The 13,883-nt window shown below is 59.9% G+C and carries 13 protein-coding genes; 3 read left to right on the top strand and 10 right to left on the bottom strand.

All coding sequences use genetic code 11. The features are described from left to right. Positions 1–170 precede the first annotated feature (170 nt). The gene (locus DXT96_RS11355; RefSeq protein WP_194287631.1) at positions 171–1,442 is read left to right on the top strand and encodes a D-alanyl-D-alanine carboxypeptidase; all 1,272 of its coding nucleotides are present in this window, start codon (positions 171–173) and stop codon (positions 1,440–1,442) included. A 3-nt stretch (positions 1,443–1,445) separates the two neighbouring features. On the opposite strand, the gene DXT96_RS11350 is transcribed toward DXT96_RS11355, so the two are convergent. From DXT96_RS11350 to DXT96_RS11310, 9 genes are all read right to left on the bottom strand, one after another. Beyond that, positions 1,446–2,189: a metallophosphoesterase gene (locus tag DXT96_RS11350; protein WP_153514901.1), complete on the bottom strand. Its 744-nt coding sequence runs from the start codon at positions 2,187–2,189 to the stop codon at positions 1,446–1,448. 5 nt (positions 2,190–2,194) lie between these two features. Next, positions 2,195–2,551: a hydroxyisourate hydrolase gene (uraH, locus tag DXT96_RS11345; RefSeq protein ID WP_153514900.1), complete on the bottom strand. Its 357-nt coding sequence runs from the start codon at positions 2,549–2,551 to the stop codon at positions 2,195–2,197. Beyond that, a complete protein-coding gene (locus tag DXT96_RS11340; protein WP_153514899.1) occupies positions 2,548–3,048 on the bottom strand; it encodes an ureidoglycolate lyase in 501 nt (166 codons plus the stop codon). Before DXT96_RS11340 ends, uraH begins: the two co-directional genes overlap by 4 nt. Before the next feature lie 3 nt (positions 3,049–3,051). After that, positions 3,052–3,414, bottom strand: coding sequence for a DUF86 domain-containing protein (locus DXT96_RS11335; protein ID WP_153514898.1), 363 nt, complete (start codon positions 3,412–3,414; stop codon positions 3,052–3,054). Beyond that, on the bottom strand, positions 3,411–3,701 hold the full coding sequence (locus DXT96_RS11330) for a nucleotidyltransferase family protein (RefSeq protein ID WP_153514897.1): 291 nt from the start codon (positions 3,699–3,701) through the stop codon (positions 3,411–3,413). Before DXT96_RS11330 ends, DXT96_RS11335 begins: the two co-directional genes overlap by 4 nt. 52 nt (positions 3,702–3,753) lie before the next feature. Continuing rightward, positions 3,754–4,251, bottom strand: coding sequence for a 2-oxo-4-hydroxy-4-carboxy-5-ureidoimidazoline decarboxylase (gene uraD, locus DXT96_RS11325; protein ID WP_153514896.1), 498 nt, complete (start codon positions 4,249–4,251; stop codon positions 3,754–3,756). After that, positions 4,251–5,174, bottom strand: coding sequence for an allantoinase PuuE (gene puuE, locus DXT96_RS11320; protein ID WP_153514895.1), 924 nt, complete (start codon positions 5,172–5,174; stop codon positions 4,251–4,253). The genes uraD and puuE overlap by 1 nt, the downstream gene beginning before the upstream one ends. A 206-nt stretch (positions 5,175–5,380) precedes the next feature. Beyond that, positions 5,381–6,088: a DUF1045 domain-containing protein gene (locus tag DXT96_RS11315; RefSeq protein ID WP_153514894.1), complete on the bottom strand. Its 708-nt coding sequence runs from the start codon at positions 6,086–6,088 to the stop codon at positions 5,381–5,383. A gap of 96 nt (positions 6,089–6,184) precedes the next feature. Then, entirely contained in the window at positions 6,185–7,393 is a 1,209-nt protein-coding gene (locus DXT96_RS11310; RefSeq protein WP_153514893.1) for an FAD-binding oxidoreductase, read from the bottom strand. Between DXT96_RS11310 and mnmD the strand changes: the two genes are divergently transcribed. Beyond that, on the top strand, positions 7,392–8,147 hold the full coding sequence (gene mnmD, locus DXT96_RS11305) for a tRNA (5-methylaminomethyl-2-thiouridine)(34)-methyltransferase MnmD (RefSeq protein WP_153514892.1): 756 nt from the start codon (positions 7,392–7,394) through the stop codon (positions 8,145–8,147). The two genes, DXT96_RS11310 and mnmD, sit on opposite strands and share 2 nt — an antisense overlap. A 31-nt stretch (positions 8,148–8,178) precedes the next feature. On the opposite strand, the gene DXT96_RS11300 is transcribed toward mnmD, so the two are convergent. Beyond that, positions 8,179–11,877, bottom strand: a complete 3,699-nt coding sequence (locus DXT96_RS11300) for a response regulator (RefSeq protein ID WP_153514891.1) — start codon at positions 11,875–11,877, stop codon at positions 8,179–8,181. Positions 11,878–12,337: 460 nt separating this feature from the next. Between DXT96_RS11300 and DXT96_RS11295 the strand changes: the two genes are divergently transcribed. After that, the gene (locus DXT96_RS11295; RefSeq protein ID WP_153514890.1) at positions 12,338–13,822 is read left to right on the top strand and encodes a DEAD/DEAH box helicase; all 1,485 of its coding nucleotides are present in this window, start codon (positions 12,338–12,340) and stop codon (positions 13,820–13,822) included. Positions 13,823–13,883 lie beyond the last annotated feature (61 nt).

The following is a 13,883-nucleotide window of genomic DNA, read 5'->3' as shown; positions in this document are numbered from 1 at the left end:
CAAGGAAATTGTGAGGGCAGCGGATGGGTTGAAATTCATACTTAATTAAGCATGAAAGCGATCTCTAAAGTTTTAGCGGTTTTGTTGCCTGAAAGTGTCAGTAAAACTTGAAATCAACAGCGGTGGTCAAACAAAAGGGGCGGATTATGTCGGGAACGGTCAAACGGGGAATGGCGGGAACATGGGTCTTCGCACTCGCCTTCTTTTGCGCGATCCTCTCATTGCAGGCATCGCCTGCGCAGGCCGGTTATGCCCATTTCATCATGGATGCCAATACCGGCAAGGTTCTGGCGTCCCGCAATGCCGATGTGTTGAACCACCCCGCTTCGCTCACCAAGATGATGACGCTTTACATGACCTTCGAGGCGCTGCATGCCGGCCGGATTCGCTGGGATCAGAAGATAAAGATGTCCAGGAATGGTGCAGCCGTCATCCCCTCCAAGCTTTATGTGCGTCAGGGCCAGACCTTCACCGTGCGCGAAGCCGTTTATGGCATGATCGTCAAATCCGCCAATGACATGGCGGAAGGCATGGGCGATCACCTCGGCGGCTCCGAGGCAAGGTTCGCCGAAATGATGACCCGCAAGGCCCGCCAGCTCGGCATGTCGAAGACGGTGTTCCGCAACGCTTCCGGCCTGCCCAGCAAATCGCAGGTGACGACAGCGCGTGACATGGCGAAGCTCGGCCTTGCGCTGCAGCGCGACTTTCCCAAAGAGTATGGCCTCTTCGCCATGGAATCCTTCAGCTTCCGGGGAAAACGCATCCGCGGCCACAACAATCTGATGTATCGCTATCGGGGCATGGATGGCATCAAGACCGGTTACACCAATGCCTCCGGCTTCAACCTCGTCAGCGCCATCAACCACAATGGCCGCCGCGTCGTCGGCGTCGTGCTGGGCGGCAAGACCGCCCGCAGCCGCGATGCCCAGATGGCCGCCCTTCTCGACAAGGCCGTGCCGCAGGCATCGAGAAGCCGCAACACCGAACAGCTCGTCGCCAGCGCCAATGTCAGCCGCACCTTCGATGTGCCGCCCGCAGCCGTCCCGACCGCATCGGTACCATTGCCAATGTTTGCCGAACGCCGCTCCGACCCGGTCGCCATGCAGATCGCCACGGCCAACAACCAGATGGCCGACATGATTCAGGTCTCCGCCATTCCGAAACCCGCCCCCGTTGCTGCCACGGGCGAGAGAAGCCGCTGGGAAGTGCAGATCGCCGCAGCCGATAGTGAAGCCGCCGCCCGCTCCCTGCTTGCCAATGCGCGCTCGAACATCGGAAGCTATGCCGGGATCGCCCCCTATACCGAAGCGGTGCAAAGCGGATCAGCAACCCTCTACCGCGCCCGCTTCACCGGCTTCGAAGACCAGTCTTCGGCGGTTTCCGCCTGCAAGGAACTGAAGGCGCAGTCTTATGCCTGCGTGGTGATGAATAGCGAGGGATAAGTTTTACCGCTTGATCCAGCCATTCTCCAGCGCATCCGCCAGATACGAAATGCCATTGGCCCGCGCCATCTCGGCCATGGCCAGATTGTCGTAGCGGATATTCCGGAAATAGACCTGCCAGCCGCGCCCGGTTTCTTCCAGCACCGCATAGCTGGCAAGCGGATGACCGGCCTCGACGTGATGGTCGAAGGGCGTATCGTCCTTCCAGCCGGGGCAGCCGACGCTGCCGGGATTGACGATCAGGCGGCCATCGGAAAGCTGCACCGCGCGGGGAATATGGGTATGGCCACACAGCATCAGCGGCTGCGCTATACCTTCCGCCCTCGCCTCGATTTCGGCGAGCGGCCGCAGTTTCAGCACACCTTCCGGCGAAAGCGTTTCCAGCCAATAGTCGAGATCGTCGCGCGGTGAGCCGTGGCAGCAATAGGCAACGTCTTTAAACACCATGCTGAACGGCAAAGTCTGCAGCCAGTCCAGATGCGCGGCGGTCATCTGCGCATGGGCCGGCCTTTCCCAGCTGCCCATATCCTCCGGTGCGCGCTCGATCAGTTCCCGGTCGTGATTGCCGCGAATGCTGGGTATCCAGTTGCCAACCAGCACATCACCGGTAAAACCCGCCTCCAGCGGCCCGCTGAAACAATCGCCGAGGTTGACGATGTCCTTGATGCCGAGCCTGGCGATATCCTCAAGCACGGCCTCCAGCGCAGCGCAGTTTCCGTGAATATCGGCAATGGCGGCAAAGATCATGGCGGTCAGCTTCCTCGATAGGTGGAATAGCTAAAGGGCGAAAGCAGCAGCGGCACATGGTAGTGGCCGCTCTCATCGGCAATGCCGAAACGGATCGGGATAATATCGAGAAAGGCCGGTTCCGGCAGCACAACGCCCTTGCCGCGCAGATAATCGCCGGCATGGAAAACCAGCTCATATTCACCCGCCTTAAAACTGTCGCCGATAAGCAACGGCCCACCATCCACACGGCCATCGCTATTTGTCTCGACTGTCTTGATCTTCTCGCGGCGATCACCCGACAGCCGATAAAGCTCGATCGTCAGCCCCTCGGCAGGCGTGCCATGGGCGGCGTCGAGAACATGGGTGGTCAGACCGGTCATAGCTCTGGCTCCGCGATCATGAAGGGCTCATCGAAAAAATATTCTTCCAGATTGTTGCCAGGCCCTTCGCGATCGGCAACCAGAAAATCAGAGACCGCCTGCAACGGCATCAGGGGATAATGCCAGACGTTGCGGCGGTAATTCACACCCTGATCACCACGCGCCAGAAACACCTGCGGCCGCGTGGGTCTGCCACCGTCGTCTTCCGCAACGACGACGAGGAAAGGCCGGCCGGACAGCGGCGAAAAACTCTGGCTGCCGAGCGGATGCCGCTCCATCATCTCGATGACATGGGGGAACACCCGCGGCTGCCCGCGGAAAATATTGAGGATGATACGCGCATCCTCGCCCGCTGCCTCGGGTGCGGCAAGTGCATGGTGCCTCTCGGTCTGGCCGCCATTGATGTGGCGCATGGAAGAAGGCGTAATTTCGATCACATCGCCGAAGGATGCGAATGCTTGCTTGGTAAGGGGTTTTATGTCGAGATAATCAGTCAAATGTCATTCACCTTGGGCATGCCAGTTTCGGAGAAGGGAGAGACGCGCCTGCAAATCCGGAATACTCTGCGTTATGGTTTTCCAGACGACCGAGAGCTCCGCCCGGAAATAATCATGCACGATCAGATTGCGCATACCCTTCATCTTGATCCAGGGAATTTCCGGGTGCTGCTGTAAAAACGCGGGGTAATGCTTGTCGAGTTTGACAACCGCCTCGCCAATCAGGGCAAGACCCATCATGACCGCCATCTGCGTCCGTGTGTCAGAAGAAAAATCCGCCTCATCCATATCCTGAATGAAATCCCTTATTCTGGAGGCGGCAACATCCATTTCCTTCAGATAGAGCAGAAGCCGATCCGTACTCATACCGCTTTGGCTTCCTTCAGAACACGCGCTCTTATATCCGAATGCAGGCCACCTGTGGTGACAACGTCGACCTCGACGCCAAGCAACGACTTCAATTCCTCCAGTAAACCACCCAGATCAAACAAAGTCGTGCCCGGCAGCACATCCACCAGAATATCCAGATCGCTGTCCGGCCGGTCCTCACCGCGAGCGACGGAGCCGAATACGCGCGGGTTCGCCGCATTGAAGCGCTTTGTCGCTTCGCGGATCGCCTCCCTGTTCTTCTCCAGCACCTCGGACGGTCTCATGGTTCAATCTCCAGACAGCACGATCCTAGCAGAACGGCCACCGCTCGCCAATTCAGCCCTCCGGCAGCATCGTGGAAAGGCGCAGCCAGGCGATTTTTTCCACCTGCGCCGTGGCAGTCGCGAACTCTTGCGCCGCATCATTGCCAATGCGGGTTTCGAAGGCGGAAAGAATGTCGTGCCTGTTCAGCCCCTTGACCGCGATGATGAAGGGAAAGCCGAATTTTTGGGTATAGGCGTTGTTCAACTCGGTAAAACGCGCATGTTCCGCTGGCGAAAGCCGATCGAGCCCCGCACCTGCCTGTTCGTTGCGGCTATCCGCCGTCAGCTCGCCCGCAATCGCCAGCTTGCCGGCAAGATCCGGATGCGCCCGCAACACGCCAAGCCTTTCAGCCTCGGAAGCGGCACGGAACTGCGCGGTGAGTGCGGCGTGAATCACCTTCGCCGTCAAATCCCCCTCGACCGCGCCGGCATCACAGGCCCGCTCGGCGAGGAAGGGCGAATGTTCGAACACACCGCCGAAACGGTCGACAAATTCCTGTCGAGTCACCATCAAAGCGTCTCCGGCTTATGATGATCATGCCAGTGCCGGGCGATCTCGATCCGCTGCGGGATCCACACCTTGTCATGGCTGAGCACATATTCGATGAAACGGCGTAGTGCCGCCGCGCGACCGGGGCGGCCGACAAGGCGGCAATGCAGGCCGATGCTCATCATCTTCGGCGCGCCGTCAATGCCTTCCTGATAGAGCACGTCGAAAGCGTCCTTCAGATACGCGAAGAACTGGTCGCCGGAATTGAAACCCTGCGGCGTGGCGAAACGCATGTCGTTGGTGTCAAGCGTATAGGGAATGATCAGGAACGGCTCGTCCTTCGCGTCCTTCACCCAATAGGGCAGATCGTCAGCATAGGAATCAGACGAGTAGAGAAAACCGCCCTCTTCCATGACAAGCCGCAGCGTATTGTCCGAAGGTTTGCCCTGATACATGCCGTAGGGACGTTCCCCCGTCACTTCAGTGTGCAGGCGCACGGCTTCGGTTATATGCTTGCGCTCTTCCTCTTCGGAAAAATCCTTATATTCCAGCCAGCGATACCCGTGGCTGGCAATTTCCCAGCCCGCTTCCTTCATGGCCGCGACCGCTTCCGGGTTACGGGCCATGGCCGCCGTCACGCCATAAACGGTGGTGGTGACGCCAAGACTGGTGAACATGCGCCATAGCCGCCAGAAGCCGGCGCGCGAGCCATATTCATAGATCGATTCCATATTCAGGTTACGCTGGCCGGGCCAGGGCTGGGCGCCGACAATTTCCGACAGCAGCGATTCCGACGCCTTGTCATTATCGAGAATGCAGCTTTCACTGCCCTCCTCGTAATTGATGACGAATTGCACGGCGATGCGTGCGCCGCCCGGCCATTTCGGATCGGGAACATCACGGCCATAGCCCACCAGATTGCGGGAGTAATTGTCGGAAATCATTCAGCCACCCAAGACATCTCTCCCCAAGGCGGAAACCGATTTCGGGAGACATAAACAAATCTCCAAAGCGCGCCGGCCCCGGAATGGGTAAACGGCGCAAACTTTGGATATGCGATGCCGAACGGTATCATCCGCATCCGGAATGTCGAGATCAATTTTGCCGACATTCCGATGCTTTTTTGTATACGATTATGGACGGCTGTTTCTCAGGCAATCTTGCGCGCGGAAACGCGGCCCATGGGATGCAGAGAGTGCACACGGAAAGGTGCGCCGGGCTCGTCTTCGATGAAGAGAGCAAGGCTGGAAAATTGTAGCTCCCGGGTCAGCAGCGGCTCGAAAACCTTGCGCACGGCACGCTCAACTCTCTGGCTGCTGGCAGGCTCAACACCACCCGTCAGCGACATCTGGAACCGGAACTCATCCATCACATGCGGGCTGCCCCAGCGATGCAGGTTGGTGAGCTGCGAGGCCGAAAGCCGGTCCGGATCGGCACGCTCAATCTCCGCCTCGGAAAGCGGCGCGCGATAACGGTCAAATTCCTGCACGACGCGGGCGGCAAAAAAATGCAGCACTTCGCAGGGACGCTCTGGAACGAGGCTGAAGACATTCCCATGCCTTGCTATCACAAGTTGCGGAAGCGTGAAAGGATCCTGCTTGCCGGAAAAATACATCAGGTCGCGCAGGAGAGCGGCTTCGGAATGGCCCTCGGCAAGCCGGAAAGGAGCCTTGATCGTGCCATGGAAACCGTAACGGCGCGGCAGCGCCGTGTGGTAGGAAATCTCCTGCATGCCGAGATCGATCATGCCCGGCGGCTCCACTGCCTGACCGGAATAGGCATCGCGCCCCAACCACGCGGCGGCTGCCTGCGTCAGGGGGTCATTGGGGGTAGGCGTGAAATGAATGGCGTATCGCATGCGCTGTCACCTCGCCGCAAAAGCGGCCAAACCGGCCTCGTTGCAGGCCAGCAAATAGGTGATTTGCGTGACAGATTAACGACGTGGACGGCCTGATCAGCACTTTCTAAAGTCCGTGACGGCAATATTCACGTGTTGTTGAAGGCGAAACCCGGCGGGTACGTCAGGTGTCTCCCCGCACACGGTTTGCAACGCCGCATCGGCAAGAAAATGGGCAAGACCGAAGCTGACCTTGAAGCCACCCGAAAGCGCGACAAGCTTCGGATAACCGGCAACCGACCCCACCATCGGGTCTCTGCCGACCGCCTTCGGCCGCAGGCCGGCCCACCGTTCCAGAACCGGTGCGTGGGCAAGCGATGGCACCACGCTACGTGCTTCTGCAAGCAGCTTTTCCAGTTTTTCGTCGGTGCTGAAAGGCTCAGAAAAACAATCTTCGCTGGTACTGCCGATGGCGACGGTGCCATCCTCATGCGGCACGATGTAAAGACCGTTGAGGAAGACGACCGGCATGGCCGGATCGGCCGCCGCATCAAGAAGCGCCGCCTGCCCCTTCACCGCCTGCCCGAGCGCAACACCGGCCTCCAGACCCATCGCGTCACGAAGCAGGGGAAAAGAACCATGTCCGTTTGCGACGACAACATGGCCGAAGGCAACCTCATCTCCCGAAGATAACATCGCTCGCCCAGCTTGCGGGTCGAGCGAAACCACCGAACACCGTTCCGCCACCCGCACATGCCGGGCCTTGCGGAGAAACGCCGAGAGAAGGGCGATCATCGCGCGCGGCGAGACCCTCGCCGCCAGCGTATCCAGCACAAAGCCGGCCTGCCCTGCCGCATTATCCACCCAGTCTGCCACCGAAGGCCTGTCGCCGACATGCCAGTGGAACCTGCACTCGCCCGAAATCCAGTTTTCCCCGGCATCCCGTTCGTGCCGCTCCGCGATGCCGCGCAGATGCGGCTTGGGCAGAGGAATGATCCGGCCGCAACGGCGATAACCGGCGGAAAGCCCGGTCTCGGCCTCCAGCCCGGCGATCTCAGTTTCCAGCGCCACAAGGGCATCGAACTGGAACTGCTTCTTGTCCGACCAGCGGTCCGGCATATGCGGCATCAAGGCGCCAAGCAGCCCGCCGCTTGCTCCACTGCCAAGCTGCTCCGCCTCCACCAGCAGGGTGTCTATACCGAGCCGTTCGGCCTTGACGGCGGCCCAAAGCCCCATAATGCCGCCACCAACGATGAGGAGCGGCACGGAGCCCGGCAATCTTGGAGATTGACCCTGTTCGAAAGCAGGACTATCGGCATTAGCCATGAGAAATTCCAACGACACTATTCCAGAGGCTGGCACAGAGACCGGTTCCGCAACCGGAGAAACCCATACCGCACTCGACTGGCGTGACGGGGATATGCCCTATTCGCTGGCCTTTGACGATCATTTTTATTGCCAGACGGATGGCAGGCTGGAATGCGGCCATGTGTTCCTGTCCGGAAACGGCCTGCCAGAGCGTTGGCTTGAACGGGAGGGCTTCTTCCGCATTGGTGAGTTGGGCTTCGGCACCGGCCTTAATCTCTGCGAGACATGGCGCCATTGGAAAGAAGCCCGCAACGGCCGCTCCAGACTACATTTCATCTCCTTCGAGCTTTATCCGATGAAAGCGGACGAGATCGACCGGGCGCTTTCCCGCTGGCCGGAGATAGATACTGAGCGCAAGGCGCTTGTCGCCCTCTGGCCGGAAGAGCCGCAAGGCAGGGTCGAAATCGAGCTTGATGGCGAGACACGTCTGACGGTGGTCTGCGGCGAGGCGCTCGCCAGCATTGCCGCCAGCGGCGAGAGTTTCGACGCGTGGTTTCTGGATGGCTTCGCGCCGGCGCGTAATCCGGACATGTGGTCGCTGGAAATCATGCAGGCGCTCTTTACCAAAACGGCGCCGGGAGGCACATTCGCCACCTATGCCGCCGCCGGTTTCGTTCGCCGCAACCTCATCGCTGCCGGTTTTGATCTGGAGCGCCGCAAGGGCTTTGCCGGAAAGCGGGAGATGCTCTGCGGCACCAAACGGCGCGCCTGAGGCAATTCCGAACCGTCGCCGCGCCGGATGATCAGACGCCCGGCGCGTCACGGCGGGGCATGGCATCCCCCAGCCATTGCGCGATCTTGTCCTCGAGGATTTCAGGACTGATCGGCTTCGACAGATAATCATCCATGCCCGCCTGCAGGCAAAGTTCCCGGTCAGCGTCCTGCGTATGGGCGGTAACACCGATGATCGGCACATGCCGGCCGTCGGCCGCGGCCTGTTCGGCGGCGCGGATGGCGAGCGTGGCCTGATGGCCGTTCATGACAGGCATCGAAACATCCATAAGGATGATGGCGGGATTGTTCTCCTCCCACGCCTGAACCGCCTTCTTGCCGTTGCCGACGATCAGGAACCGCAAACCCGCCTGCTGCAAAATCTGGGTGAAGACGATCTGGTTGACGTCATTGTCCTCGGCCACCAGCACGTCGATCAGGCTCGGCCGGCGGCGTTCGGAAACAGCCGGTACCGCTGGCAGAATGCGCGGTTTCTTTTCAGCCAGACGCCTTTCCGGGCGTACGGTTCCGCCGTCTGCCTCCAGCGCCAGCGGCTGCGACCTAGCGCGCTTCAGCCGCACATCCCGCACCACATCGAACAGGGTAGAGCGCAAAAGCCTCGCCCGCGCCGGTTTCATCAGATGCGCCTGCACGTTGAGATCGGTAAACAGCGTCTCGTCGCCCACCACATCCATGGAGGTCAGGAAAACGATGGCAATCTCATCGAAACGCTTGTCCGCACGAATGCGCTCGACCACATCCAGCCCATTCATGAAAGGCATATGATAATCGAGGATGATGGCATCGATGGCAAAGCCGAGCGACACGGCCTCCAGCAGCACGGCGATGCCGGACGGACCGTCCTCCACCGCATGGCCGTCGATGCCCCACGTCCGCAGTTGCTCCGTCAATATGCGGCGATTGACATCGTTGTCGTCGATGACGAGCACCCGGATATCGTCGATCGCCATGGCGGAAAGCGGAACGTCGCGCCGTTTTTCGGTGACCTGAAATGGAATATTGACCTCGAAGGTCGAACCCTTGCCGACTTCGCTGACGACATTGATCGAACCATCGAAGAGACCGACAAGGCCGACCGTGATCGCCAGTCCAAGCCCTGTTCCCTCGTGCCGGCGCGTCGCCGAACCGTCCACCTGGCTGAACTTGTCGAAGATGGTCTCCAGCTTGTCAGGCGGAATGCCGATGCCGCTGTCTTCAACGCGCAGCGAGAGCATGGTTTCGGACGCCTCAGCCGATTGCGCGGCAAGCTCGATCAGCACATGCCCCGTTTCGGTGAACTTCACGGCGTTGCCGACGAGGTTGGTGACGATCTGGCGGAACCGCCCGGCATCACCCATGACCTTGCCGAAAACCGACGGATCGATCCGGATGACCAGTTCTATGTCCTTTTCCAGCGCCGCCGAGGACAGAAGCGAAACCACATCCTCCACCGCTTCGGCCGGATCGAAAGGCACGCTGCGCAGCTTCATCTGCCCGGCCTCGATCTTGGAAAAATCGAGAATGTCGTTGATGATCGTCAGAAGCGCATTGCCTGACTTGACGATGATATCGGTAAAAGTCTTCTGGCGCGTGTCCAGATTGGACTTGGCCAGAAGCTCCGCCATGCCGAGCACGCCGTTCATCGGCGTGCGGATTTCATGGCTCATATTGGCCAGGAATTCCGATTTGGCGCGATCCGCCGCTTCCGCCCGCGAAAGCAGTCGCTGCAATTCCTCCTCGCGCAGCTTCATCTCGGTCACATCGGTGACGATGACGAGCCAGTAATTGCCGGAACTGTTGGTGGCTTCGAGATTGAGCCAGGTTTTGCCGGCCACATGGATGAGCCAGGAAAACGGCTGGTTGGCGGCGATATTGTCCTTCCAGGCGGCAAGCGTTGCCGCCGCCTCCTCTGCCGTGCCGAAATCTCCGCGCTTGGCGCAATGGGCAAAGAAGCCCGACCAGTTGTGGCCTTTTTCCAGCAGATGCGGCGGCACGTCGAACATCCGCGCCATCGCTTCGTTGGACATGATGATGGTGCCCTGCTCGACCAGCACCAGCCCCTGCGCCATGGCGCGCGTGGCGCCCTGCATATATTCGCCGACGCGCTCCAGCTCGGCCTTGGCCTTCATGATCTCGGCGTCGCGCATGCGCACATCGGTCACGTCAGCATAGGTGCTGAGGATTTTCCCGCCATCGAGGCGGGTTTTCGAGATGACGGTGACCTTGCCGCTTTTGCTGCGCACTTCGCGGGCGGCAGAGGCTTCCTTGCTGAGAAGCCGCTCCGTTCGCTGGTTGTAGAGATCGTCGAACGACATGTCGCCATAGTCGTAAAGGCCGCTCTCGAAATTCAGCTCCATGAATTCGCGATAGCTTTTGCCGACCAGCGATTTCTCGCCGCCGATTTCGCCCCAGACCTCGTAAAAGAACGGATTGACATATTCGATGACGAGATCGGCGTTGATGAGCAGCACGCCCACCGGCAGGGCATGAAGAACCGTCTCCAGCTGGCGGTGCAGCGCTTCGGCCTGTGCTTGCGCCGCAATCAGCGCATTTTCGCGGTCCTGCAACAGGCTGACATCGGTGACCGAGCCGACCAGATAATATTCGTCGTCAGGCGTTGCCACCCGGCCGAGGCGGGTAATGACGGGAACGGAGGTGCCATCCGGTAGCGGCAGGGTTTCCGCCTTCTCGATTGCTTCGCCCGTTTCAAGCAGCCGCTCGTTTTCAAGCCGGGACTGCTCACCGGTCGTCGGGAACATCTCGTTTTCGGTCTTGCCGATAAAATGGGCGAGATCGCCTCCGACAAATTTTTCATAGGCCGCATTGGCAAAGGTCAGCCGCCTGTCATGATCCCGCAGAAACACCGCCACCGGCAATTGCTCCAACGCGGCACGCAGCAGCCAGGTCTCGCGGATCTGCGTGCTGAGCAGGGTCTCATGCGCCTTGAACTCCGTCACGTCGATGCGCAGACCGACCAGCATGCCGTTCTCCAGCCGCTTGTTGACCATGCGCACCCAGCGGCCATCGGCAAACTGCGATACCCTTTCCAGATAGGGCAGGGAAAAATCCCGCAATTGCTCCTGCATCCACGTGTCGAAAGCCGGATCGCCTGGTTTTGCGTCGCTGTAACCACTCGAAAAATACACCGCCTCCATCAGCGTCTCGAGCCGCACACCCGGTTTCAGCTCCACACCAAAGGCGCTGTAAAAGTCCACGAAGCGGTTGTTACAATAGATCAGCCGGTTTTCACGGTCATAAATCACGATGCCGGCATCGATGAGATCAATCACGCCGCTGCCGAAAAGGAGGTTGGAGGCGCTGTCGCCGCCCACGAAATTCTCCACCGCAACCGGTGGCATATCCTCAAACACTTCGAACAGGAACAGATTGCCGTCATCGCCGGTGAAGCGTTCGCAGCGAAGCGTATATGGCCCGGAAGAAGCTGCACCATGGCAGGCGAGTACCTCATCCGTGGCGAAAACCAGCGAGCGACGTTCCCTGTCTTCGCGCTCGGCATCACGAACATCTGCGGACAGGGAAAGGCTGGAGTGTCCCACGAAAGCTTCAGGCGGGCGCCCCATGACCCGGCCATAGGCGGCATTGACCATGAGATAGCGCAGCTCGCTGTCCTTGATGCACGCGGGCAGGTCCAGGGCGGTGACGGCCCTGTAAGCTTTTTCCAGCAACCCGCTGCCTTCGGTCAATCGATACTCCACACCGTGCAGTTCCATTTCTGTCGAATCAAATATTTCCGGATATCGTCGTAAAAACGTTATGTGATAAAATCGCCGTTTGCTATGTACCGAGCGGCACCGCTACCCTTTTTTAACCATAATTGTTCGCCCCGACGCGCCATTCCAACCATAACCGGCCGACCTTGCGCATGGCTGCCATGCGTCGCCGGACAGCGGCGTTATAAAACTATCGCTTGACTTTAACGCGCAAAACGCCCACATGCCGGTCAAGCTTTCACCTTCGGCAGCCGCGTGAGCTGCAGCGTATGCCCAGAACGATCTGGCCCGCATGAAGGAAAAGCGCAACGAATACAGAAGACGGCATTTGCCGCACTGATGCGCAGAAAGTTATTCCAACCCACAAGTTCCCAATTCACGCGGGGTTCTTGACGTCAAAACCACCGGACAGCAGCCCTGTTCCGGCTGAGTTTGTTTTGGCGCCCCGAAAGGCAATATATTGACCAGTTTTAGCGAACTCGGCCTCTCTGAAAAGATTGTGGCCAGCGTTACCCAGCTTGGCTACACCACCCCTACCCCCATTCAGGCAAAAGCCATTCCGCTGCTGCTTGAAGGCCGTGACCTCATCGGCCTCGCACAGACCGGTACGGGCAAGACGGCCGCCTTCGGCCTGCCGATCATCGAAATGCTGATGAAGCAGGCCGATCGTCCGGCAAACCGCACCACCCGCACCCTCATCCTCGCCCCAACCCGCGAGCTGGTGAACCAGATCGGCGAAAACCTGCGCTCCTTCGTGAAGAAGACGCCGCTGCGCATCAACCAGGTTGTCGGCGGCGCGTCGATCAACAAGCAGCAGCTGCAGCTGGAAAAGGGCACGGATATTCTCGTCGCCACCCCCGGCCGTCTGCTGGACCTCATCGCCCGCAACGCCATCTCGCTCTCGAAAGTCACCTATCTGGTGCTGGACGAGGCCGACCAGATGCTCGATCTCGGCTTCATCCACGACCTGCGCAAGATTTCCCGCATGGTTCCGCCCAAGCGCCAGACGCTGCTCTTCTCGGCAACCATGCCGAAGGCGATTTCCGAACTTGCCAGCAACTTCCTGACCGACCCGATCAAGGTCGAGGTCACGCCTCCGGGCAAGGCTGCCGACAAGGTCGAGCAGTATGTGCATTTCGTCGCCGGCAAGAACGACAAGACCGACCTCTTGAAGAAGTCGCTCAACGAGAACCCGGACGGTCGCTCGATCGTGTTCCTGCGCACCAAGCACGGCGCTGAAAAGCTTTACAAACACCTCGAACATATCGGCTTCAAGGTCGCCTCCATTCACGGCAACAAGAGCCAGGGCCAGCGCGAGCGGGCACTGAAGGGCTTCAAGGACGGCGAGATCAAGGTTCTGGTCGCAACCGATGTTGCCGCCCGCGGCATCGACATCCCGGCCGTGACGCACGTCTTCAATTACGACCTGCCGGAAGTGCCGGATGCCTATGTCCACCGCATCGGCCGTACCGCCCGCGCCGGTCGCGACGGCATCGCCATCGCTTTCTGCGCACCGGACGAAACCCGCCTGCTGCACGACATCGAAAAGCTGATGAAGATCGATATCCCGGTCGCATCAGGTGAACGTCCGGCCGGTCTCGCCAGCCCGACGCGCCCCAACAACAACCGTGGCGGCCGCAACAATAATGGCGGCCAGCCGCGTGCTCCCCGCGAAGGCGGACGCCACAATGGCGATCCCCGTCCTTCCCGTCACCGCGACCACGCTCCGCGCGATGCCGACAACGATCTGGAAAACACGTCCGACTTCAAGCGCGTCAAGACCGCTGAAGGCGACGCAGGTCGTCCGTCCGGCCCCCGCAAGCAGCGCCGCCCGGCCCGCAAGCCCGGCGGCAGCGGCAGCAACCGCCACGCACCTTCTGGCGGCAACGGCCAGGAAAAGCGCGCCTCCGGCAATGGCAACGGCAATCGCGGCCGTAGCCGCTAAGGCATAGTTCGTAAGCAGAGGACGCTCGGCATTGCCGCGCGTTTCTTCTCCCCTAGGGGGA

This window comes from Agrobacterium sp. ICMP 6402 (genome assembly GCF_009498615.1).
In the GTDB taxonomy this organism is placed as follows: domain Bacteria; phylum Pseudomonadota; class Alphaproteobacteria; order Rhizobiales; family Rhizobiaceae; genus Agrobacterium; species Agrobacterium burrii.
The sequence above is the reverse complement of the archived record's forward strand: the minus strand, read 5'-3'. Positions and strand labels throughout refer to the sequence as shown.